Origin of the sequence: Sphingomonas sp. (genome assembly GCF_042091075.1) — a bacterium.
Classification (GTDB): Bacteria; Pseudomonadota; Alphaproteobacteria; order Sphingomonadales; family Sphingomonadaceae; genus Sphingomonas.
The window spans coordinates 1-23112 of sequence record NZ_JBELIE010000036.1; the positions used below are offsets into that span (position 1 = coordinate 1).

The 23112-nt window shown below is 67.4% G+C and carries 24 protein-coding genes; 11 read left to right on the forward strand and 13 right to left on the reverse strand.

The annotated features are described in order from the left end of the window. Positions 1–881, reverse strand: an 881-nt coding sequence (locus ACFDSW_RS05510; protein WP_375249276.1) for a CAP domain-containing protein, incomplete at its 3' end; no start/stop codon positions are given. A 160-nt stretch (positions 882–1041) separates the two neighbouring features. Here ACFDSW_RS05510 and ACFDSW_RS05515 point away from each other — a divergent pair. The 3 genes from ACFDSW_RS05515 to glnA all read left to right on the forward strand — a co-directional run bounded on the left by ACFDSW_RS05515 (position 1042) and on the right by glnA (position 5456). Then, entirely contained in the window at positions 1042–3267 is a 2226-nt protein-coding gene (locus ACFDSW_RS05515; RefSeq protein ID WP_375249277.1) for a PQQ-dependent dehydrogenase, methanol/ethanol family, read from the forward strand. A 324-nt stretch (positions 3268–3591) separates the two neighbouring features. Then, a complete protein-coding gene (locus ACFDSW_RS05520; RefSeq protein WP_375249278.1) occupies positions 3592–3930 on the forward strand; it encodes a P-II family nitrogen regulator in 339 nt (112 codons plus the stop codon). Between the two features lie 116 nt (positions 3931–4046). After that, positions 4047–5456: a type I glutamate--ammonia ligase gene (gene glnA / locus ACFDSW_RS05525; RefSeq protein WP_017977639.1), complete on the forward strand. Its 1410-nt coding sequence runs from the start codon at positions 4047–4049 to the stop codon at positions 5454–5456. A 172-nt stretch (positions 5457–5628) separates the two neighbouring features. Here the strand turns inward: glnA and ACFDSW_RS05530 are convergent, their stop codons facing one another. Next, complete coding sequence (locus ACFDSW_RS05530; RefSeq protein ID WP_375249279.1) at positions 5629–6936, reverse strand: hemolysin family protein; 1308 nt, start codon at positions 6934–6936, stop codon at positions 5629–5631. Positions 6937–7111: 175 nt separating this feature from the next. Here ACFDSW_RS05530 and ACFDSW_RS05535 point away from each other — a divergent pair, with 175 nt between their 5' ends. Next, positions 7112–7795 (forward strand): OmpA family protein, encoded by a 684-nt coding sequence (locus ACFDSW_RS05535; protein ID WP_375249280.1) that lies wholly within the window; start codon positions 7112–7114, stop codon positions 7793–7795. A gap of 96 nt (positions 7796–7891) precedes the next feature. Here ACFDSW_RS05535 and ACFDSW_RS05540 read toward each other — a convergent pair whose 3' ends face one another. Then, positions 7892–8341, reverse strand: a complete 450-nt coding sequence (locus ACFDSW_RS05540) for a nucleoside deaminase (protein WP_375249281.1) — start codon at positions 8339–8341, stop codon at positions 7892–7894. A 42-nt stretch (positions 8342–8383) separates the two neighbouring features. Then, positions 8384–8611 (reverse strand): hypothetical protein, encoded by a 228-nt coding sequence (locus tag ACFDSW_RS05545; RefSeq protein WP_375249282.1) that lies wholly within the window; start codon positions 8609–8611, stop codon positions 8384–8386. A gap of 159 nt (positions 8612–8770) precedes the next feature. On the opposite strand from ACFDSW_RS05545, the gene rpmB reads away from it, so the two are divergent. Beyond that, complete coding sequence (rpmB, locus tag ACFDSW_RS05550) at positions 8771–9067, forward strand: 50S ribosomal protein L28 (RefSeq protein ID WP_375249283.1); 297 nt, start codon at positions 8771–8773, stop codon at positions 9065–9067. 64 nt (positions 9068–9131) lie between these two features. Here the strand turns inward: rpmB and ACFDSW_RS05555 are convergent, their stop codons facing one another. Then, positions 9132–10007: an esterase-like activity of phytase family protein gene (locus tag ACFDSW_RS05555; RefSeq protein WP_375249284.1), complete on the reverse strand. Its 876-nt coding sequence runs from the start codon at positions 10005–10007 to the stop codon at positions 9132–9134. Between the two features lie 257 nt (positions 10008–10264). Between ACFDSW_RS05555 and ACFDSW_RS05560 the strand changes: the two genes are divergently transcribed. Beyond that, positions 10265–10612 carry a glycine zipper 2TM domain-containing protein gene (locus ACFDSW_RS05560; protein WP_375249285.1) on the forward strand — a complete coding sequence of 116 codons (348 nt, stop codon included), beginning with the start codon at positions 10265–10267 and terminating at the stop codon, positions 10610–10612. Positions 10613–10736: 124 nt separating this feature from the next. On the opposite strand, the gene phbB is transcribed toward ACFDSW_RS05560, so the two are convergent. From phbB to ACFDSW_RS05580, 4 genes are all read right to left on the reverse strand, one after another. Next, the gene (gene phbB / locus ACFDSW_RS05565; protein ID WP_375249286.1) at positions 10737–11459 is read right to left on the reverse strand and encodes an acetoacetyl-CoA reductase; all 723 of its coding nucleotides are present in this window, start codon (positions 11457–11459) and stop codon (positions 10737–10739) included. A gap of 31 nt (positions 11460–11490) precedes the next feature. Beyond that, positions 11491–12498 carry a ferrochelatase gene (gene hemH, locus ACFDSW_RS05570; RefSeq protein ID WP_375249287.1) on the reverse strand — a complete coding sequence of 336 codons (1008 nt, stop codon included), beginning with the start codon at positions 12496–12498 and terminating at the stop codon, positions 11491–11493. Then, entirely contained in the window at positions 12495–14726 is a 2232-nt protein-coding gene (locus tag ACFDSW_RS05575; protein ID WP_375249288.1) for a molybdopterin cofactor-binding domain-containing protein, read from the reverse strand. The genes hemH and ACFDSW_RS05575 overlap by 4 nt, the downstream gene beginning before the upstream one ends. A 103-nt stretch (positions 14727–14829) precedes the next feature. Beyond that, entirely contained in the window at positions 14830–16530 is a 1701-nt protein-coding gene (locus ACFDSW_RS05580; RefSeq protein WP_375249289.1) for a class I adenylate-forming enzyme family protein, read from the reverse strand. 65 nt (positions 16531–16595) lie between these two features. On the opposite strand from ACFDSW_RS05580, the gene lgt reads away from it, so the two are divergent. Genes lgt through pgeF form a run of 4 tightly spaced genes read left to right on the forward strand, consistent with a single transcriptional unit; the run spans position 16596 to position 19796 of the window. Next, a complete protein-coding gene (gene lgt, locus ACFDSW_RS05585; RefSeq protein WP_375249290.1) occupies positions 16596–17486 on the forward strand; it encodes a prolipoprotein diacylglyceryl transferase in 891 nt (296 codons plus the stop codon). After that, on the forward strand, positions 17483–18526 hold the full coding sequence (locus tag ACFDSW_RS05590; protein ID WP_375249291.1) for a class I SAM-dependent methyltransferase: 1044 nt from the start codon (positions 17483–17485) through the stop codon (positions 18524–18526). The genes lgt and ACFDSW_RS05590 overlap by 4 nt, the downstream gene beginning before the upstream one ends. Next, positions 18523–19038 carry a GNAT family N-acetyltransferase gene (locus tag ACFDSW_RS05595; RefSeq protein ID WP_375249292.1) on the forward strand — a complete coding sequence of 172 codons (516 nt, stop codon included), beginning with the start codon at positions 18523–18525 and terminating at the stop codon, positions 19036–19038. Before ACFDSW_RS05590 ends, ACFDSW_RS05595 begins: the two co-directional genes overlap by 4 nt. Continuing rightward, positions 19035–19796, forward strand: coding sequence for a peptidoglycan editing factor PgeF (gene pgeF / locus ACFDSW_RS05600; protein ID WP_375249293.1), 762 nt, complete (start codon positions 19035–19037; stop codon positions 19794–19796). The genes ACFDSW_RS05595 and pgeF overlap by 4 nt, the downstream gene beginning before the upstream one ends. 45 nt (positions 19797–19841) lie before the next feature. On the opposite strand, the gene hslU is transcribed toward pgeF, so the two are convergent. Further along, entirely contained in the window at positions 19842–21140 is a 1299-nt protein-coding gene (hslU, locus tag ACFDSW_RS05605) for an ATP-dependent protease ATPase subunit HslU (protein ID WP_375249294.1), read from the reverse strand. 151 nt (positions 21141–21291) lie between these two features. Continuing rightward, the gene (hslV, locus tag ACFDSW_RS05610) at positions 21292–21837 is read right to left on the reverse strand and encodes an ATP-dependent protease subunit HslV (RefSeq protein WP_375249298.1); all 546 of its coding nucleotides are present in this window, start codon (positions 21835–21837) and stop codon (positions 21292–21294) included. Positions 21838–22030: 193 nt separating this feature from the next. Between hslV and ACFDSW_RS05615 the strand changes: the two genes are divergently transcribed. Further along, positions 22031–22219: a hypothetical protein gene (locus ACFDSW_RS05615; protein WP_375249295.1), complete on the forward strand. Its 189-nt coding sequence runs from the start codon at positions 22031–22033 to the stop codon at positions 22217–22219. 48 nt (positions 22220–22267) lie between these two features. Here the strand turns inward: ACFDSW_RS05615 and ACFDSW_RS05620 are convergent, their stop codons facing one another. Then, entirely contained in the window at positions 22268–22678 is a 411-nt protein-coding gene (locus ACFDSW_RS05620) for a holin family protein (protein WP_375249296.1), read from the reverse strand. Positions 22679–22689: 11 nt separating this feature from the next. Beyond that, the coding region (locus ACFDSW_RS05625) for a putative peptidoglycan-binding domain-containing protein (protein WP_375249297.1) at positions 22690–23112 on the reverse strand (423 nt) is incomplete at its 5' end.

Consider the following 23112-nt stretch of genomic DNA (forward strand, 5'->3'; position numbering starts at 1 on the left):
GCATTCGCCCCGCCGCGCTGCGTGGTATCCGCGACCACCGAGAAAGACAGCAGCGCCGCCGGATCGAAATAGCGCGCGGGATAGTCGCCATAGGGATAGGCGACGAATGGCGGCAGGTTGCCGGGCACCGCCACCCCACCGGTAAAGCCGAACATCTTCATCGCCGCCGCGTCGGTACGGCGACCGTCCGACAGCAATTGCGCGACACGACCGTAAGAGATCTTGCCGAGGAACGGGTTCAGGATCCAGCGACGATGGCCGACGCTGTTCGCGACGATATTCGCCGTCTCGGTCATCCAGCCGGCGAGATACATGTCCTCGCTATAGAAAGCGAGATAGGGGGAGATCAGCCCGCCGTAGAGATTGCTGCTGCCAGCGCCGCTCGATCCGGTGGCGGTGTAGCAGGCCCAGGTCGTCGGCGGGGTGTGCGACAATTGCCCGTTCGCCGCCATCATCAGCGCCGCCTGCGTCGCCTGGTTTTCGTCCGCGTCCGAATAGGTGACCGCCGGCAGGCGATGCAGCGCGCGTAGCGCGTTCAGCCGCATCAGCACGTCCGCCTTGACGCTGGCCGCCAACGTGCCCGGCTGGCAATTCGGCACGTCGGGCGGGCTGGTGTACAGCGCCGCGATGCCCGCGGACCAACTGGCCGGCGCGGCGGGTGCGGCGGGAAAGGACGAAACGGCGGCTGGGCTGGCGGTCGCGCTCGGCGTCGGGCTGGGGGTCGCGCTCGCCGGAGTCGCGGTCGGTGAGGGAGCCGGGGTCGGCGTCGGCGCGACCACCACGGCGCTGCCGGTGGAGGTGGAATCACCGCCACCGCCACACCCCGTCAACAACAGCGGCAGGATCGCCGCCCCCCACCAACGTGCATCGAATGTCGTCATGCCCGGGGCATGTACACGGGTCTCCTTAACGAACCTCTTTTTTCTGCACCCATCGTATCGATTGGCCGCCACGGCCCGTCGCGCCCCCTTTTCAACCGGTGCGATCTAAGTCACTCTCTTGCGTAAGTTCCGGGGGGACCGGGCGCGGATAGGAGAGGATATGCGCAGGCACGTGATGACGCCGCTGCTGGCGGCGGCGATGCTGTGGGGCTGCGGCAGCGAGCGTGCCCAGACGGGCGCGCAAACCGCGCGCGACGGGGTCGGCAAGGTGGATGCCGCGCTACTGACCAGCGGGGGTGACGGCCACGACTGGGCGATGACCGGCTTCAATTATCAGGAGCAGCGCTTCTCCCCGCTGACGCAGATCAACGCGGGCAATGTCGGTCGAATGGGGCTGGCCTGGTTCGCCGACATGCCCGACGCGCGCGGCCAGGAAGCCACGCCGATCGTGATCGACGGCAAATTGTTCGTCACCGGGCCATGGTCGAAGCTTTTCGCGTTCGACGCGGTCAGTGGCCGGAAATTGTGGGAATATGATCCGGGCGTCGACAAGCAGAAGGCCGTCCAGGCATGCTGCGACGTCGTCAATCGCGGGGTCGCGGCGTGGAAGGGTCAATTGTTCCTCGGCACGCTCGACGGGCGGCTGATCGCGCTGAATGCGGAGACGGGCACGCCCAATTGGTCGGTCCAGACGACCGACAACAGCCGGCCCTATACGATCACCGGCGCGCCGCGGGTCGTGAAGGACATGGTCATCATCGGCAACGGCGGCGCCGAGTTCGGCGTGCGCGGGTACGTCACCGCCTATGACGCGACGTCGGGCGCGCAGAAATGGCGCTTCTATACCGTCCCCAACCCGACGGGGGCGAAGGATGGCGCCGCCTCCGACGCGGCGATGGCGAAAGTCTCGCCGACCTGGTCGAAGAACGGCCAGTGGAAGCAGTCCGGCGGCGGCGGCACGGTGTGGGATTCGATCGTCTATGATGCGGAACTGAACCAGCTGTACCTCGGCGTCGGCAACGGCAGCCCATGGAATCACGGGCTGCGCAGCGAGGGGCAGGGTGACAATCTGTTCCTGTCCTCGATCGTCGCGCTCAAACCCGAGACGGGCGAATATATCTGGCATTATCAGGAGACGCCGGCCGAAACGTGGGATTTCACCGCGACCCAGCCGATCACGCTGGCGACGCTGCCGATCGGCGGGCAGCAGCGCAAGGTATTGATGCAGGCGCCCAAGAACGGCTTCTTCTACGTCATCGATCGCACCAACGGACGATTGGTGAATGCCAGCCAGTTCGTCCCCGGTGTCAATTGGGCGAGCGGCTACGACCTGAAGACCGGCCGGCCGAACGAAAATCCAGCGGCGCGTTACTATCGCACCGGCAAGCCGTTCCTGACGGTGCCGTCAGCGCTAGCGGCGCATAACTGGCAACCGATGGCCTTTTCCCCGCAGACCCGGCTCGCCTATATTCCGGCGCAGTCGGTGGGCGCGGCCTATCTCAATCCATCCTCGCCGCTGGACCAGCGTCAGCCGATCGGCTTCAACGTCGGGCAGGATCTCGGCAATGCGATGTACCCGCGCGACGCGGCGGCGGTGAAGGGCGCGACCGCGGGCGCGACCGGATCGCTGGTGGCGTGGGACCCGGTCGCCAACAAGCCGCGATGGAAGGTCGACTATCCCACGCCCTGGAACGGCGGCACGATGGCGACGGCAGGGAATCTCGTCTTCCAGGGGACTGCGCTGGGCGAATTCCGCGCCTATGCCGCCGACAGCGGCAAGCAATTGTTCTCCTTCCCGGCCGGCACCGGGATCATGGCCGGCGCGGCGACCTATATGGTGGGCGGCAAGCAATATGTCGCGGTGCTGGCCGGGCGCGGCGGCGCGCTGCCGCTGTCGATCGGCTATGCGATCGGCAAGGCCCGCGACGTCCCCAATCGGCCCCGGCTGCTGGTCTTCGCGCTGGACGGAAAGGCGGCGCTGCCCCCCGCCCCCGGCGCGACCCCCGCCGCACCGGTGCCGCTGCCAACCGAGACGGTCGCGCCGCAACAGGTGGCGCAGGGCAAGCTGCTGTTCGGGCGCTATTGCCAGGTGTGCCACGGCGCCAACGCCGCCGGTGGCGGCGTGCTGCCGAACCTGCAGAACTCGCCGGTGCTGGCAGATGCGGAGACGTGGAAGTCGATCCTGATCGACGGCGCGCTCAAGGATCAGGGCATGGTCAGCTTCGCCAAGGTGATGACCCCGGAACAGGCGCAGGCCGTTCGCCACTATATCATCGACGAGGCGCGCTGGGCACGCGCCAATCTGGGCAACGCGAACGCCGCCGGGAAGCCCACCGCCGCCGCGACACCGGCGGAAACGGCGTCGATGAAGACCGGAGCACGCTGACGCCGCCATGCCCGCGCGGACGACGCCCGAACCGTCGTTCTCCCGCGCGGGCATGGATCCAGGCCTGTCGCCCGCAGCACGTGCGAGCCACAGCTCCGGCACTTGTCGGCGAACTGGGCGGGAAGCGCGTCCTGCCCCCAAAACCGGAACGCGCGCAACACCTGCCCAATCCTTAGGCAGAAGTTAACATGCGCATCCGTGCGAGTCGGCACCTTGCCCTCGCACGGCGCGGCTGGCACGTTCGGTGCAAGGCTCCGTTCGGGGGCCGCCGGTCGAGACGATCGCTTGGTTGTCCGAACTTACCTGGGGTGGGGCGTCACGCGCGTGAAAAAAATCGAAGCCATCATCAAACCGTTCAAGCTGGACGAGGTGAAGGAAGCGCTGCACGAAATCGGTGTCAGCGGCATCACCGTCACCGAAGCGAAGGGATTCGGGCGGCAAAAGGGCCATACCGAATTGTATCGCGGCGCCGAATATGTCGTCGACTTCCTGCCGAAGGTGAAGCTCGAAGTGGTGGTCGAGGACGGCCTCGCTGAGCGCGTGGTGGAGGCGATCGCCGCCGCCGCGCAGACGGGCCGGATCGGCGACGGCAAGATCTTCGTCATCCCGGTCGAAACCGCGTTGCGCATCCGCACCGGCGAGCGCGACGAGGCTGCGATCTAGTCACCGTCTGACATCTTCGTCATTTGACGCGGCGCAACAATCTGTGTGATTGGCACGCCCGCGACGCAACATCCTTCCGGTCCCGGCCGGGTCATTACCAGAGCAAAGGGCTTTCCATGGCGACCGCCAACGACATCCTGAACAAGATCAAGGACGAGGAGATCGAGTGGGTCGATCTGCGCTTCACCGACCCCAAGGGCAAGTGGCAGCACCTCACCATGGTCGCCAGCGTGATGGGCGAAGATGAATTCACCGACGGCCTGATGTTCGACGGCTCCTCGATCGAGGGCTGGAAGGCGATCAACGAGTCGGACATGGTCCTGAAGCCCGATCTCGACGCGATCTACACCGATCCGTTCTCGGCCACCCCGATGCTGATCGTGTTCTGCGACGTCGTCGAACCCTCGACCGGCGAACTCTACGCCCGCGATCCGCGCTCGACCGCCAAGCGCGCCGAGGCGTATCTGAAGACCACGGGCGTCGGCGACACCGTATACGTCGGCCCGGAAGCCGAATTCTTCATGTTCGACAACGTGCAGTTCGACACGAACTACGCCGAGTCGTACTTCAAGATCGACGATATCGAGCTGCCGACCAACACCGGCCGCGAGTATGAAGGCGGCAACCTCGGCCACCGTCCGCGCGCCAAGGGCGGCTATTTCCCCGTCGCGCCGGTCGACTCGGCGGTCGACATCCGCGGCGAGATGGTCTCGACGATGCTCGAAATGGGCCTGCCCTGCGACAAGCATCACCACGAAGTCGCAGCCGCGCAGCACGAGCTGGGCCTCACCTTCGGCACGCTGACGCAGACCGCCGACCGCATGCAGATCTACAAGTACGTCGTGCATCAGGTCGCGCATGCCTATGGCAAGTCGGCCACCTTCATGCCCAAGCCGATCAAGGAAGATAACGGCTCGGGCATGCACACCCACTTCTCGATCTGGAGCGGCAAGACCCCGCTGTTCGCGGGCGAAGGCTATGCCGGCCTGTCGGAAATGTGCCTGTACTTCATCGGCGGCATCATCAAGCACGCCAAGGCGGTCAACGCCTTCACCAACCCGACCACCAACAGCTACAAGCGTCTGGTGCCGGGTTACGAAGCACCGGTGTTGCTCGCCTATTCGGCGCGCAACCGCTCGGCCTCGTGCCGCATTCCGTACGGCACCGGCCCCAAGGCGAAGCGCGTCGAAGTCCGCTTCCCGGACGCGATGGCCAACCCCTATCTCGCCTATGCGGCGCTGATGATGGCGGGCATGGACGGCATCCAGAACAAGATCCACCCGGGCGAGGCGATGGACAAGAACCTGTACGACCTGCCGCCGGCAGAGCTCGCTCAGGTCCCGACCGTCTGCGGTTCGCTCCGCGAGGCGCTCGACAGCCTGGCCGCCGACCACGACTTCCTGCTGAAGGGCGACGTGTTCTCGAAGGACCAGATCGAAGCGTACATCGAGATCAAGCGCGGCGAAGTCGCGCGCTGGGAAATGACCCCCAGCCCGGTCGAATACGACATGTACTACAGCGCCTGATCACGGCATCTGTGACAGGAGAGGCGTCCGGGGAAACCCGGGCGCCTTTTCTTTTTTCCGGCAGCGTTTGGTTGGGCGGATAGCGCCCCGCCCGCGTGCTCCGCCGCCGGCCCCGATCGTGACGCGCAGGCGCAGCCTCCGGGCTGGCCGACAGGATCGAAACGACCGGGGTTTAGCCCGCCTTCGCGGCGACGCTGACCAGCAACTTGTCGATCCGCCGTCCGTCGAGGTCGACCACCTCGAACTTCCAGCCCTGTTGCTCGAAGCTTTCGCCCTCGGCCGGCAGCTTGCGGAACACCGCGAGCGCGAGGCCGGCGACGGTCGCGTAATCGCGATCGCCGGGCAGATCGATCCCCAGCCGCTCCGCCAGCGCGTCCGCCGCCATCGTCCCGGCGACGAGCAGGCTGCCGTCCTCCCGCTCGACGACATTGGGGCTTTCGTCGGGGTCCGCGTCCGACGCGAATTCGCCCGCAATCGCCGCAAGCAGATTGGCGGGCGTGACGATGCCTTCGAAATGGCCATATTCGTCGTGGATCAGCGCCATCGGCACCTCGGCGCGGCGCAGCACGTCCATCACGTCCATCGCGTCGATCTGATCGACCACCACCGGCGCCTTGCGCATCAGCCGCGCCAGATCGAGCGTTTCACCGCGCGCCAGCGCCATCGCCACGTCCCGCGCCTGCACCACCCCCAGCACCGCGTCGATCGAGCCCTGCCCCACCGGCAGGCGGCTATGCCCCGTATCCAGCAGCTTGGCGCGGATCGCAGCGTCGTCCAGCGCGACGTCGAGCCATTCGATCTCGGTGCGCGGCGTCATCACCTCACGCACGGGTCGGTCCGCCAACCGCACCACGCCCGAGATGATCGAGCGCTCATGCTCCTCGATCACGCCGGATTTGCTCGCCTCCGCCACGATCAGGTGGAGTTCCTCAGCGGTGACCTGATCCTCGTTCTCGCGATTGAGGCCTAGCAGCCGGAACGCCAGCGCGCTGGTCGAATCGAGCAGCCACACCAGCGGCTTGGTCCCGATGGCGATCCAGGTCATCGGCACCGCGACCAATGCGGCGACCGGCTCTGGCTTGCGTAGCGCGAACTGCTTGGGCAGCAGTTCACCGATCACCAGCGAGGCATAGGTGGTCAGGCCGATCACGATCGCGAAACCGACATTCTCGGCAAGATGCGCCGACATCCCCAATGCCTGCAGCCGCGCCGCGACCGGCGTGCCCAGGCTGGCGCCCGAATAGGCGCCGGTGCCGATCCCGATCAGCGTGATGCCGATCTGCACCGTCGACAGGAACTTCCCCGGATCGGCCGCCAGCTGCATCGCCGTCGCCGCGCCGCGCTTGCCCGCGCGGGCCATCGCCTCCAGCCGCGCGCGGCGTGCCGACACGATCGCCAGCTCGCTCATCGCGAAAACGCCGTTCAACGCCACCAGCAACAGGATGATGACGACGTCGGCCCAGGGAAACGGCGGTAACATGGCTCGACCGATCTCTTGGCCGGAAAGCGCGCGCTCGACAATCCGAAAAGCGCATCACCGCGCCCCTCCCATCTTCAGCGTCGGCAGGCGCGCCTCATCCTGCGTTCAGACCGGGGGCGGAACAATATTCGCCCGACCCCGGTTGACCGGGGAGGAGATGTGAAAGGGACATAAGATGAGGTTTTCGTCGAAGCTGATGGCAGCGGGCGCGGCATTGTCGCTGGTCGGCGTATCGGCATGCACCACCGATCCGGAGACGGGCGAGCGCCGCATCTCCAAGACCGCGATCGGCGGCATCGGTGGTGCGCTGGGCGGCTATCTGCTGGGCGATCTGGTCGGCGGCCGTAGCGATCGTACGGAGAAGATCCTCGGCGCCGGTATCGGCGGGATCGCCGGCGCGGCGGTCGGCTCATACATGGACAAGCAGGAGCGCGAGATGCGCGCCCGTACCGCCGGCACCGACGTTCAGGTCGTGCGTCAGGGGGACGACCTGCTGCTCAACATCCCGTCGGGCATCAACTTCGCCTATAATTCAGCGACCGTCGAACCACAGTTCCGCGCGACGCTGGACAAGGTGGCGAGCGTCCTTCGCGACTATAACCAGACCTATATCGATGTGTACGGCCACACCGATTCAACCGGCAGCGACAGCTATAACCAGACCCTGTCGGAGCGTCGCGCCGTGTCGGTCGCGGATTATCTGTCGAGCCACGGGGTTCAGGCGGCGCGGATCGCCACGCGCGGCTTCGGTGAGACGCAGCCGATCGCCTCGAATGAAACCGAGGAAGGCCGCGCCGCCAATCGCCGCGTCGAGGTGAAGATCGTGCCGGTATCGCAGAACGATATTCCGCCGCGCTAGGGCCTTCCACCGCACCCCGGCCGAGGCCGGGGTGCCAGTTCGACCAGCCATTTACTCACCGATTGGCTAATCCGCCGCTAGGCGGGCGCCCAATCATCACCGGCGCGTGGCGAAGAACGCCCGTAATACCGCCCCCGCTTCGATCGCGCCGATCCCGCCATAAACGTCGGGCCGGTGGTGGCAGGTCGGCTGTGAGAAGAAGCGTGGGCCATGTTCGATCGCGCCGCCCTTCTCGTCGCTCGCCCCGTAATAGACGCGCGCGATGCGGGCATGCGCGATTGCGCCGGCACACATCGCGCAAGGCTCCAGCGTGACCCACAGATCGCAGTCGGCCAGCCGGTCGCTGCCGATCGCGGCCGCCGCGGCGCGGATCGCCTGCATTTCCGCATGGGCGGTCGGGTCGTTCAGGTGCCGGGGCGCATTCGCCGCAACCGACAGGATCACACCCGCGCGGCTGATGACGGCGCCGACCGGCACCTCACCCCGCGTGGCGGCGTCGCGCGCGGCGTCGAGCGCGAGACGCATCGGTTCGGGCAACGGAAACATCGTTTCCGCCTATCCCGTCCCGGCGCCTGGTGCCAGCGCGCGTCAATTGGCGTTGGCTGGCTTCTCGACCTCGACGCTCGGCACCTCGACCGTCCTGTTCTCGGTCCCCAATCGTACCTTGGCGACGTCCGCGTCGAATTTTGGCGCCTGCCCCCCTTCGAGGCGCGGCAGCTGCGCGGTCTGCGTCTGGTCGAAGCGGACGAACCCGAGCATCATCGCCGCCAGCAGCACCAGGGCGGCGATGCCGATCAGGACCAACAGCGTGCGCATCCTCTTGTCTCCCTTCGATTCGATGCCGCAACAACGCGCCGCACGCGGCCAAGGTTGCAGGGGTGCGGCGCGTCCGGCGGCCCTGCGCGACTTGACGATCCGGTCGCCAGGGGGTAACGGCCCACACTTTCCGGGCTTCCGAACTTCAGGATCTGACACATGTCGCGCATTTGCGAGCTGACCGGCAAGGGCCGGCAGGTGGGCAACAACGTTTCCCACGCCAATAACAAGACCAAGCGGACGTTCCTGCCGAACCTGCAGAACGTGACGCTGATCTCCGATTCGCTGGAGCGGTCGATCAAGCTTCGCGTCTCGACGCATGGCCTGCGCTCGGTCGAGCACAATGGCGGGCTCGACAACTGGCTCGTCAAGACCTCCGACGAGAAGCTCTCGCTGAAGGCGCGCCGCCTCAAGCGTGACGTCGTGAAGAAGCGCGCCGCCGCTCCCGCGGCGTAACGCGCACGGTTTTGCCCGAGCGAAACGCGGCCCGCCGTCGATGCGACGGCGGGCCGCTTCGCGTTCAGCGCGCTGCCGACAGCCGGAATTTCGCCAGGATCGTCGGGCGATAGAAAGCGCCATCGTTGTCGGTGACGATCCACACGATAGTCGTGCCGCCCTCCCGCGTCACCGCCAGCCCCTCGGGATTTTCGCCGGCCAGCTCGCCGGACAGATGCGCCACGACCCGCCCGCGCAACAGCGCGCCGGGTCGGATATCAGCACGTGCGATGCGTGTGACGATCCCCTCGAAACGCAGCGGAAAGTGCCACCGGCGGTTGAGCACCAGCACGTCACCATCGGGCAGAACGGCGGCGTCGCTGGGCGCTGCACCGGGCGGCGCGGCGTAGCGCAGCGCGCGAACCGGCGTGTGGGGAAGCGCGGGGTCACCAAGAAATAACAGCGCCGCCCGTGGCGTGGGATCGCGCTGCCGCCCCTCCCGAATCGTCAGGAAGCGCCCGTCGTTCAGTCGTATCAGCGACTCGGGGCCGGTATTGGCGCCCCATTTTGCCATGTCGCGCGGGGCGCGATGCGCGGTGGCGCGGGAAAAGTCCGGCGTGTAGCGCCAGATCGCATTGACCGCTTCATATCCGATCCACGCCGTGCCGGTCGCGGGATCGAGCGCAAGCGATTCGGTATCGCGCGTCTTCTTCTCCCAGCCGTCGCCCGGACCGTCGCTCAGGTTCCCCGCCTCGTCGACCACCAGCGCCCCGGCACGGATATGCAGCCGCACGATATTGCCGCCATCGCTAAGCAACGTCATGTGCCCGCGCCGAATCGCCAGCGCGGAGAAGCCGCCGAAGGCCGGATCCGACGACGATAGCTTCAGCGCCCCCACCGGCTCCAGCATCCCGATTCGCCGTGGCCATCCGCCGGCGGGCACGAACGGGATGGCCGTCACCCTGGCGCTCGCATGTAGCAGGGGTAACCGAGGTCGCCCGCTCCAGCCAGGAACCAGCATCAGGACGAGCAGGGTGACGAGGAGCCAGCGCACCCAGGCGCCCTAGCCCGGTTTCCCCGCCAACTGAACCACGCGCACCGATGCCGCCTGAACCTTCGATAACGACCGCATTCAGGCTTCACTCAACGCGAATCGCCCAAAAGCATCCCATCGACGGGGCAACCCGCCGCAGGACAACGCCAATCGGGAGACGACCAATGTTCAAGAACCTCGCCCTTGCCGGTGCCGCGCTCGCGATGGGCACCGCTGCCGTGGCGCCGAGCGTCGCCGACGCACAGCGTTATCGTGGTTATGATCGTGGCTATTACGATCAGCGCGACTATCGCAGCTACGATCGCCGTGGTGACGACCGTCGCTACAATTATAACCGCCGCTGCTCGAACGGCACGACCGGCACGATCGTCGGCGCGATCGCCGGTGGCCTGCTGGGCCGCGCGATCGATACCCGCGGCGACCGGACCCTCGGCACGGTGCTGGGCGGTGTCGGTGGCGCCGTCGCGGGCAACGCGGTCGAGAAGTCGAACAACCCGCGCTTCTGCCGCTAACGATATCAGATAGTTAAGTTCCCTCGCGTAGCGTATCGAGGGCGCGAGCCCGGTGCCGAAAGGTGCCGGGCTCGTTGCATGTGGCCATCATCGCCCCGGTGTTGAACGGGGTGATGGCCGTCCCTCAATACATATGCTGGCCGCCGTTGATGCTAAGCGTCGAGCCGGTCACGAAGCCGGCGTCCTCCGAGCACAGGAATGCCACGCCGCGGGCGATTTCCTGCGCCTGGCCGAGCCGGCCGACCGGGATCTTGGCGACGATCTTCTCCAGCACGTCGGCGGGCACCGCCGCGACCATGTCGGTATCGATGTAGCCCGGCGCGATTGCGTTCACCGTCACCCCGGCGCGTGCGCCCTCCTGCGACAATGCCTTGGTGAAGCCGTGGATACCGCTTTTGGCAGCGGCGTAATTCACCTGGCCATACTGGCCCGCCTGCCCGTTGATCGAGCCGATATTGACGATCCGGCCCCATTTGCGGTCCCGCATGCCGGGGAATACCGCCTTGGCCATGTTGAAACAGCCACCAAGATTGGTGTCCATCACCTCCCGCCACATGTCGTAGGTCATTTTCAGGATCGTACCGTCGCGGGTGATGCCGGCATTGTTGACCAACACGTCGACCGGCCCAAGTTCCTCCGTCACCCGCGCGACGCCGTCCTGGCATGCGGCATGATCGGCGACGTCCCATTTGAATGCGGCGATGCCGGTGCGCTGGGTGAAATCGCGCGCGCGCTCGTCATTGCCGGCATAATTGGCCGCGACGGTCATCCCCATATCGCTCAGCGCGACGCTGATCGCTTCGCCGATACCGCGCGTGCCGCCCGTGACGATCGCTACCCGTGCCATCCGGTACTCCTCTCCCTTCGGATGGACGGCATCACCGGCGTGCCGGCTGCCATCCCTCCAGCTCGCGCGACAGGATCGTGCGCAGCATTGCGATACCCTCCGCCGTATCGTTGAGACAAGGTAGATAGGCGAATTCCTCGCCCCCCTTGGCGACGAACGACTCCCGCCCGCGAATGGCGAGTTCTTCCAACGTTTCCAGGCAGTCGGCGGAAAAGCCCGGTGCGACCACCGCCACCTTGCGGATGCCGCGCGCGGGCATCGCCTCCAGCGTCGTGTCGGTCGCCGGTTCCAGCCATTTGGCGCGGCCGAAGCGCGACTGGAACGCGACGGTCAACTCCATTCCCAGCGCCTCGCCCAGCAGGCGCGCGGTCTTGCGGCAATGGCAATGATAGGGATCGCCCAGTTCCAGCGTGCGCTGCGGCATGCCGTGGAAACTGGTGATCACCGCGTCGGGGGTGAAGCTCAATGCCGCGAGCGCGGTACGCACATTGGCCGCGAGCGCCCCGATATAGGCAGGGTCGTCGTGATAGGGCGGCAGCGTGCGGATCGCCGGTTGCCAGCGCATCCCCGCCAGCGCCAGAAACGCCTTGTCATTGGCGGTCGCGGTCGTTGCGGCGCAATATTGCGGATATAGCGGCGCCAGCAGGATCCGTTCGCAGCCCGCCTCCTTCAGCGCATGCAGCCGCTCCGCGATCGCCGGATTGCCGTATCGCATCGCCCAGTCGACCAGCACCTCGTCGCCGAACGCGCCCTTCAACGCCTCGGCCTGCGCGCGGGTGACCGCCGCGAGTGGCGATCCCGCCTCGCTCCATACCTGGCCATAGGCATGCGCCGATTTCTTCGGCCGGGTATTCAGGATGATGCCGCGCAGGATCGGCTGCCATGCGATCGCCGGAATCTCCACGACCCGGCGGTCGGACAGGAATTCGGCGAGATAGCGCTTCACCGATCGGGCGTCCGGCGCATCGGGGGTGCCAAGGTTGATCAGCAACACGCCGATGCGCGGGCGCGGGATGGCGGGATGGCCGGCGGGGATCATGCGTCGCTCCTGAGCGGAAGGGTTCGGCGGCGCACGCCGGTCGCGGCGCGCAGCGCGTTGGCGATCGCGGGGGCGACCGCCGGCACGCCGAGATCGCTGACCCCGCCGGGGTCGGCTGCGGTAGCGTTCGGCCCGGCGATCAGTTCCACCGTCACCTCCGGCGCGTCGGCCAGGATCGGCAGGCCGACATCGCCGTACATCCGCACCGTCGCCAGTTGCTCGCGATAATGAGCGGCGGTTCCGGTCGCCATCGCGGTGCCGAAGATCAGCCCTCCCTCGATCTGCTGCCGCACAACGTCCGGGTTGATCGCACGCCCGCAATCGACCGCCGCGACCAGCCGGCCGACCCGCGGCCGGCCGCGATCGTCGACCTCCGCCTCCGCCATCACCGCGATCGCGCTACCCGCCATCGCATGGCAGGCGATACCCTGGCCGCTGCCGTCGATCCCGCCGCTCCACCCACCCAATGCCGATGCGGTGGTCAGGCAGCGCGCCAGCCGCGTGTCGCCCGACAGCATACCGACGCGATAGGACATCGGCTCGCTGCCCGCGACGTGCGCCAGCTCGTCGAGGAAACATTCGGTGAAGAACGCGGTGTAACCATCCGCTCCGCCCCGCAAATGCCCCGTCGGCAGGTCAAGCGCGACGGGATGGTGATCGATCGCGAACGCCGGGAATCGATAGGGCGGCACCGCACCCGACATGGCATAGCGATCCGGCCCGGCAGGCAGCGCCGTGGAAAGGCGCCGCACGGAATCACCGGGCAGCAGACGCTCCGCCAATTCTCGCCCTGTCGCGGCGACCGCGATCTTCGCCTGCCAGCCAAGAATCGCGCCATTCGCCGCCAGCCGGGCGGCCATACGCGCCTTCGCGGGCGCGCGGACGCGATCCTGCATCAACGCCTCGCCGCGCGACCACATCAACTGCACCGGCCGCTTCAGCCGTTGCGTCAGCGTCACGACCTGTTCGATCGCCTCTGTTTCCAGCGCGGCGCCGAACGACCCGCCGATCAGCAGCGGATGGAGCACCACCTGCGCCTCGGCGACGCCCGCCGCGCGAGCCGCCGCGGCGCGGGCAAGCGAGGGCGATTGCGTCGCCACCCAGATCTCCAGCCGCCCGTTCTGCCACTGTGCCGTCGCGGCGGGCGTCTCCACCGCAGCGTGCAGCCCCGGCAGCACGTGATATTCCGCCTCGATCACCCGCGCGCCGCGAAACACGGCGGACAGGTCGCCCGCGCCCGCCAGGCGATAGCCGTCACCGTCGAGCGCGGCATCCAGCGCGCGGACGATCGCGGCATCGTCCAGTACCGCACCCTCGCTAACGAAGCGCGGGGCCAATGCCGCCAGCGCGCGGTTCGCCGCCCACCAGTTGCTCGCCGCCGCGGCGATCCAGCGCGGATGCTCGATCACCGCGACGACGCCCGGCACCTTCTCCGCCGCCGCCTTGTCGCTCGACAACAATCGCGACGTCCGGCGCGGCCCCTGCCGCACGCTGGCGAAGACCATGTCGGGCAACCGTATGTCGGCAACGAAATTGGCCGAACCATCCACCTTCGCCGGCACGTCGAGCCGTGGCAGCGCTTCCCCCGTCAGGCGGCCGTCTTCGCCCAGCCGCATCGGCAGTTCGTCGGGCAGCGTCTCGCCCGCCGCCGCCGCCGCCAGCTCGCCGAAGCGCAGCCGCCGGTCGCCCATAACGACGAATCCATCGGCAGTCTCGCAATTCTGCCAGTCGGCGTCCCAGCGCCGCGCAGCCGCCTTGCACAACAATATCCGGGCCGCCGCCCCCGCCTCGCGCAGCGGCTGCTCGAATCGCCGCACCGACGTCGACATCGCGGTCAGCATCATCGCATCGCGCGTCCAGCGTTCGTCGCGCAGCGGCTCGGGGACATGCGCGAAGGCATCGCCGAACAGCGCCGCCGCCGCGGGAACATTGGCATAAAGGGCGCCGTTCGGCGCCGCCTCGATCCCGACGGTGCGCCAGTCCGCCCCCAGTTCGTCTGCCACGATCTGCGCCAGCACCGAGGCACTGCCCTGGCCATGCTCCACCTGCGGCATCGCGACGATCACCTGCCCATCGCGCGCGATCTTCAGATAGGCGCCCAGCATCGTCTCGCCCGGCGCGAGCGGCAGCCGCGGCTTGTAGTCGCGCGGCCACATCCCCCAGGCGACCACCAGTCCGACCCCCATACCACCGGAAATGAGGAGGTTACGTCGCGAGATCGCTGCCATGCGACTCGGGTAGCTTGCGCCGCCGCCGGGCGAAAGCCGGAAAAGCCGTTCAGCGTGAACGGCGACCGAAAGGAAAGAGACGCGCCCAGCCGCGATACCGCCGCTATACCGCCTCCGCGCCGACGCGATCGCGATAGCTCTTGCGCAGCGACACCTTGTCGATCTTCTCGGTGCCGAGGCGGGGCAAGGGCTCCCGCGCGATCCAGATCCGGTGCGGCACCTTGAACGCGGCGATATGCTGCGACAGGAAGGCGATCAGATCCTCCGCCTCCACCGCGCCGGGCGTCGCGAGATGCACCACCGCGCCGGGCACCTCGCCATAGCGTTCATCAGGCAGGCCGAAGACCGCCGCCTCCGCCACCTCGGGATGCTCGTACAAGGCGGCCTCCACCTCCTGGCAGCTGATGTTCTCGCCGCCCCGGATGATGATGTCCTTCTTGCGGTCGACGATGAACAGATAGCCCTCGTCATCGAGATAGCCGAGGTCGCCGGTGCGGAAATAGCCGTCCGCAGTATAGGCGGCGGCGGTGGCCTCCGGCTTGCCCCAATATTCCTGAAAACATGCCACCGAGCGGATGCACACCTCGCCCCGCTCGTTCGCGCCCAACTTGCGGCCGGCATCGTCGAGGATGGCGAGATCGACCAGCGGCGCCGAAGCGCGCCCGGAGGAATTGGGCTTGGCCAGATAATTGCCGCGCCAATTGCCCGTGCCGACGCCGTTGGTTTCGGTCAGGCCGTAGCCGATCAGCGGCGCCCCCTCCATTTCGGCGTCGATCCGCTTGACGTGCTCGACCGGACGCGGCGCGCCACCGGCGGCGATGTCGGTCACGGTCGACAGGTCGTATTTCGCGCGATTCGGATGCGTCAGCATCTCGAAGCTCATCAGCGGGACGCCGACGAAATAGGTGATCTTCTCGCGCTCGATCAGCCGCATCGCCTCCTCGGCATCCCATTTGGGCATCAGCACCAGCTTGCGGCCGATCGCCAGGCTTTGCAGGAAGACCGGCACCTCGGCGGTGACGTGGAACAGCGGCACGTTCAGCAGCGTGGAAGGCTGCAACGAACTGACCACGCCATCCTGGGCCGAGATGCCGAGCATCATCAGCGCGGAGGCGAGATAGTTGAAGATCCCCTGCGTCACCTGAAAGTGGGTGGACAGCGCCCCCTTGCTCTGCCCGGTCGAGCCCGAGGTGAACAGGATCGTCGCGTGATCGTCGCGCACCACGTCCGGCAGCGCGCCGCCCTTGGCACGCGCGAACACCGGATCGAGCGCGGTTTGCAGCGGTTTCAGATCGTCGAACGTCTCCACCGCGACATCGCTCAGCCCGGCGATCGCGGCAAGCCGCCGCGCACGTGGCGGATCGGCGAACACCATGCGAACCCCGACGTCGCGGATCGCCGTTTCAAACTCCTCCGTCTGCCACCAGCCGTTGAGCAGCGTCGCCACGCCCCCGGCCATCAAGATGCCCATGTAGAGCACGATCCACGACGGGGAGTTGCGCGCGGCGATGCCGACACGGTCGCCCTTGCCGATGCCATAGCCGTCCACCAGCGCATGCGCGACGCGCGTCGCGGCGTCATACACCTGCCCGAAGGTCAACCGCTCGTCCCCGGCGACGAGGAACTCGACATCGCGATGCTGGGCGCAGAAATGCGCGAAATAAGCGTTCAGCGTTGGCGGCGCGGCGGCGATATAGGGCAGCGTCTGGCCGAAACGCTCCATCGTCGCGACGGGCAATTGGCCGCCCTCACCAGTCATCGCCGCCATCACGGCGTCCATTCGCTGATCGAGTTCGGTGCGCATCGCTCTCTCCGCTTGGGTTTGTCGTTTGTGCCCATTATGCAGGCGCCGGTTAGAAGGGGAAAGCCTTGATCCTGCCGACTCTCGCCGCCGCGGGCACCGCTGCCGGCCATATTCGCTTCGCCGATCTCGGGCTGCATCCCGACGTCTTCTCGATCGGCGCATTCACGCTGCGCTGGTACAGCCTCGCCTATATCGCCGGCATCGTCGTCGGCTGGTGGTATCTGCTGAGGCTGCTGGCTGAGCCGGGCGCGCCGATGGCGCGGCGGCACGCCGACGATCTCGTCTTCTACGCCACGCTCGGCATCATCCTCGGCGGGCGGCTGGGTTATGTGATCTTCTACGCGCCGGAGATGATGCTGCGGCCCTTGTCGGTCCTGCGGCTATGGGATGGCGGCATGTCGTTCCACGGCGGCGTCATCGGCACGTCGCTGGGGATCATCTGGTTCGCGCGCAAGCACGGGCTGCACTGGTTGCGCATCCACGACTATGTCGCCTGCGTGGTGCCGTTCGGGCTGTTCTTCGGGCGGCTCGCCAATTTCGTGAACGGCGAATTGTGGGGCAAGCCCGCCGACGTGCCCTGGGCGATCGTCTTCGACGGCACGGTGCCCTATGGCATCGCCGAGCCGGCGCGCCACCCCAGCCAATTGTACGAGGCGGGGATGGAAGGAATCGTGCTGTTCGTGATCCTCGCCTTCTTCTTCTGGCGGACCGATGCGCGCTATCAGCCGGGCAAACTGACCGGGATCTTCCTGATCGGTTACGGCGTGGCGCGCTTCGTCGTCGAATTCTTCCGTGAGCCGGACCGGCAGCTGGTCGAATTCGCGCGCGCCACCGGGCTGCACATGGGCCAGTGGCTGTGCGTGCCGATGATCCTGGGCGGCGTCTATCTGACCGCGACCGCCGCGCGACGCCGTACCCGCGTCGAGCCGACGGTGGGGCTGGACAGCGTCGCGTGACCGATGGGGCGGCCGATCCCGCCGGGCCGGCGCTCGCCGAGCGGCTGGCACGCGCGATCACGCTCGGCGGGCCGATCCCGGTCAGCCAGTTCATGGCCGCCGCCAATGCGCATTATTACGCGACGCGCGACCCGCTCGGCGCCGCGGGGGATTTCACCACCGCGCCCGAGATCAGCCAGATGTTCGGGGAGCTGATCGGCGCCTGGGCGGCGGACCTGTGGGATCGCGCCGGACGGCCGGCGGACGTGGCGTGGGTGGAACTCGGCCCGGGCCGCGGCACCCTGTCCGCCGATGCGCTACGGGTGATGGCGCGCGCCGGGCTGACCCCGCCAGTGCATCTGGTGGAGACCAGCCCGGTGCTGCGAGACGCGCAGCGCTCACGCCTGCCGACCGCGACATGGCACGATTCGGTCGCGACGCTGCCCGCTGACGTGCCACTGATCGTCGTCGCCAACGAATTTTTCGATGCCTTGCCGATCCGCCAGCTCGTGCGCCGCGCGGATAGGTGGCATGAGCGGCTGGTCGCGTGCCAGGACACGCTGTTCCTGCCGATCGCGGGGGTCGGCGTGCCCGACACGATCATTCCGCCCGCGCTCCGCGAGGCACCCGCCGGGTCGGTGATCGAAACCAGCCCCGCCAGTGTCGCGGTGATGGCGGATCTCGCCGCGCGGATCGTCGCGCAGGGCGGCGCCGCGCTGGTGATCGATTATGGCTACGAAGGGCCTGCGATCGGCGACACGTTGCAGGCGGTGCGCGGCCATGGCTTCGCCAATCCGTTCGACGCGCCGGGCGAACAGGATGTCACCGCGCATGTCGACATGGCGACGCTTGGCCTGGTCGCGACGGCATCGGGCGCCCGGCTCTACGGACCGACCGGCCAGGGCGCCTTCCTGCGCAGGCTCGGCATCGACCAGCGCGCCGCCGCGCTCGGCCCCCGTGTGGCCGCCGATCGCGCCCGCCTCGTCGACGACATGGGGGAGCTTTTCCGCGTCATCACGATCACCCACGCCGACTGGCCCGAACCCGCAGGCTTCGCATGACCGCGCTTCCCGGATTACGCCCCGCCACAATCGCTGATGCCGCCGCGATCGCGGCGCTCGCGCGGCAAACGTTCACCGACACGTTCGGGCATCTATACTCGCCCGAGAACCTCGCCGCTTTCCTGTCGATCCACACCACCGAAAACTGGGCGGGGGAGATTGTGGATCCGGCCTTCGCCGTGCGGCTGGCGGAGGCGGAGGGACGGCCGGTCGCCTATATGAAGCTGGGGCCGCCGTCGCTGCCCTTCACCCCACCTGTCGGCGCGATCGAGCTGCGACAGATCTACGTCCTGCCGGCCTATCATGGCGGTGGGCTGGCGCGCCTGATGCTGGGCGAGGCGATCGCGGAAGCACGTGGGCGCGGCTGCACCGCGTTGTATCTCTCGGTATTTACCGACAACCCCCGCGCCCGCGCGTTCTATACGCGCGAAGGCTTTGTCGAAGTCGGCCCATATACCTTCATGGTCGGCGATCATGAGGATCAGGATATCGTGATGAGGCTGGACCTGTGACCGAAACGCCCGAGGTCTTTCGCGCCACGGTACTGAACGACGTGCCGCACGGTTTCCTCGGGCGCCGCGGCGGCGTGTCGGCGGGCATGCATGCCGGGCTGAACGTCGGCTTCGGATCACAGGACGATGCCGATGCGGTGCGCGCCAACCGCACTCGCGCGCTGGCGGCGGTGGCGCCGGGCGCGGTGTTGCAGACCCCGTATCAGATCCATTCGGCGGACTGCGTGACGATCACCGCCCCGCTGGAGGAACGGCCGCGCGGCGACGCGCTGGTCACCGATCGGGCGGGGCTGGCGATCGGCATCATCACCGCCGATTGCGCGCCGGTGCTGCTGGCGGATCGCGTGGCAGGCGTGATCGGCGCGGCCCATGCCGGCTGGAAGGGGGCGCTTGCCGGCGTCACCGATGCGACGATCACGGCGATGGAAGCGCTCGGCGCCCGGCGTGACCGGATCGCCGCGGCGGTCGGCCCGTGCATCGCGCGCGCCAGCTACGAGGTGGACGATGGCTTTCGCCGCCGCTTCGAGGCGGACGATCCCGCCAACGAACGCTTCTTCGCCGATGCGCGCGCGGGCCATGCGCAATTCGACCTGGAGGGATATGTCGCGCACCGCCTCGCCGCGGCGGGCATAACCCGTATCGAAGCGCTCGGGCTAGATACCTATGCCGACCCAACGCGCTTCTTCAGCTACCGCCGCGCGACGCACCGGGGCGAACCCGACTATGGCCGCCAGATCGCGATCATCGCCTTGGCGTGAGGGGACGGCCCGGCGGCGGGGGCGCGGTTCGCCCCCTCACCGCGCCTACAGCACGAACCGGCTGAGATCGGCATTGCGCGCGACGCTGGCGAGTTGCTGGTCAACGTAGGCCGCGTCCACCAGCAGAGCCTCGCCATGGCGATCCTCTGCGTCGAAGCTGATGTCTTCCAGCAGCTTTTCCATCACCGTCTGCAACCGCCGCGCGCCGATATTCTCGATCTCGCCATTTACCTCGGCGGCGATCCGCGCGATCGCGCGGATACCGTCGTCGGTGAAGGTGACATCTACGCCCTCGGTCGCGATCAGCGCCTTGTATTGCGCGGGCAACGACGCCTTGGTGTCGGACAGGATCGCGACGAAATCATCCTCGGTCAGGCCCTTCAGCTCGACGCGGATCGGCAGTCGGCCCTGCAGCTCGGGCAGCAGGTCGCTCGGCTTGGCGACGTGAAACGCGCCGCTGGCGATGAACAGGATGTGGTCCGTCTTCATCGGCCCATATTTGGTCGACACGGTAGTGCCCTCGATCAGCGGCAACAGATCACGTTGCACGCCTTCCCGACTGACCGAGCCGCCACGCACGTCGCTGACCGCGATTTTGTCGATCTCATCGAGGAAGACGATTCCGTTCGCCTCCGCATCCGCCAGCGCGGTGCGGCTGACCTCGTCCTGATCGAGGCGTTTGTCGGCCTCTTCCTCGACCAGTTTCTCCCACGCCGCGGGCACCAGCAGCTTGCGCCGCTGCTTCGGACCGCCGCCGAACGCCTTGCCCATCATCTCCGACAGGTTGATCATCCCCATCGAGCCGCCGCCGGGCAGCTCGAACGGCATCTGCGGCGCTTGGCTCAGTTCCAGCTCGATCTCGGTCTGCGCCAGATGGCCGTCGTGGAAGCGCTGGCGGAAGCTTTCGCGGGTCGCCTGGCTCGAATCCTTGCCGACCAGCGCGTCGAGCAGGCGGTCCATCGCCGCCGCCTCGGCCTTGTCCTTCACCGCGATCCGGCGGCGTTCGCGTTCCAGCCGCACCGCCTCCTCAACCAGATCGCGCGCGATCTGCTCGACATCGCGGCCGACGTAGCCGACCTCGGTGAACTTGGTCGCCTCCACCTTCACGAACGGCGCGTCGGCCAGCTTCGCCAGCCGTCGGCTGATCTCGGTCTTGCCGCAGCCGGTCGGCCCGATCATCAGGATATTCTTCGGCGTCACTTCGTCGCGCAAATCAGGCGACAGCTTCTGCCGTCGCCAGCGGTTGCGCAAGGCGACCGCGACGGCGCGCTTCGCATCCTTCTGTCCGATGATATGCGCATCCAGCGCGGCGACGATCGCTTTGGGGGTAAGGTTGTCGTTCATGTTCTTTCCATGCCCTGGCCGGCGGATGGGGTGGATGGGGGCTCGCGAGTCCAGCCAGAGGCCGTCATCCCGGCGAAGTCCGGGATCTCGCACCGCAGGCACGCGCTTCCCAACGAAAAGGCCCCAGCCCGCGCCGGGGTGACGATGCAGGTCAGGTGCCCGACTCCATCACCTCCACGGTGAGCCGGTCGTTGGTGTAGACGCATACCTCCGCCGCGATCGCCATTGCCTTGCGGCAGACGGTTTCCGCATCCTGCTCGTAATCGACCAGCGCGCGGGCGGCGGCGAGCGCGTAATTGCCGCCTGATCCAATCGCGGCGATCCCCGCCTCCGGCTCCAGCACGTCGCCATTGCCGGTCAGGATCAGCGTCACATCCTTATCGGCGACGATCATCATCGCCTCCAGATTGCGGAGATATTTGTCGGTGCGCCAGTCCTTGGCCAGCTCGACCGCGGCGCGCATCAGATGGTTGCCGTGGCGTTCCAGCTTGGCCTCCAGCCGCTCGAACAAGGTGAAGGCATCGGCGGTGGCACCGGCGAACCCGCCGATCACCTGCCCTTCGGCGCCCAGCCGGCGCACTTTTTTGGCATTGGGCTTCATCACGGTCTGGCCCATCGAGACCTGGCCGTCGCCGATGACGACGACCTTGCCGCTGCGCCGAACCGACAGGATGGTGGTGCCGTGCCAGACCGGCATGGCGTGTGGATCATTCCCGCTCATGTCGCGCGATATGGGGAAGCGCCCGCCGTTCCGGCAAGCCCTGCGCGGCGGATGGCTTCATTCTGGAACGGTCCGCCCCCGTTGCCTTGCGTTGTGCTTGATCCAAGCCATGGAACTTCCACCCGATTCGCGACATAGGCGACACACGGAGAGAGTAGAGTAGCGTAGAATGATAACCGACAAGGACCGCCTGTATTTCCAGTTTCGTGCCGAGGCGGAATTGAAGCTGGCCGCCGATGCCGAGGATCCGGCGGTGTGCCGCGCCCATTATGAGATGGCCACGCAATATCTGGACGCCGCGCATGGCGCGCATATGCGTCTGCCGCCCGACCCGCAGCGATTACTGCGGCATGGGTGAGCGGGCACTGGCCGATGTCGCCCCCGCGCCGGCAGGAGCGACACCCGGTCATTTCCCCTGCGCCTTCCCCCATTCGCGCGCGACGGTGTACCCCAGATAGCCCGTCCCGAAGAGCGCGTAGAGCGGTTCGGGCAAGCCGTTGAGATAGGCGTTCATCCCGCGCCCGATCGCCAGCGCCATCTCCGGCTGGGCCGCCGCGATCAACCCCATCGGGATGCTCCACAGCAGCAGTGCGTACATGACGTACAGGAAGCTTGGCCGTGCGCGACTGGTCCATGGATCGGTGGACCCGGCCTCCGCCAGCACCGCCGCCATTTGCGTCTTGATACGTTCCAGCTCCTGCGTCCCCTCCAGCCGCAACAATTCGAGCTTCGCAGCCTCGCGCGCCTTGGGATCGGGAATCAGCTTGTCGATCAGCGCCGCCACCGGCGCGACGATCCCGTCGATCAGCGTTGCCATAGCCCCTCCCCTCAGCCGAGCCGGTTGGCGAGCCAGCCGTACAGGAACGCCTCGTTCGCCGGGCGCCGTTCCGCCAGCGCCAGATAGCGCTCGCCCTGCAGGGCATCGACCGCCTTCACCAGCACCGTCTCGCCCCGCGCACCGCGCGTCGCGAGAAAATGGTCCAGCGCGGCGAGCGTCGCCGTGCCGACGCGACCGTCGATCGCCAGATCGGGATAATCGCTCGCACCACGGTTGAGCGCGTTAAGCGCGCGCTGCAGGAACGTCGCGGCCACGTCCGGCCCCATATTGACCCCGGTGTCGAACAGTTCCGCCGCCAGCGCCGGCGCGCGCGCCGCTAGCGTGTCGAAACGGGGCCGCTGCCAGTAGATCCGGCGATAGATCGCCGCCGCCGCCGGACGCAGCCCGCGGCGCTGCCCGTCCGTCGCGACCCA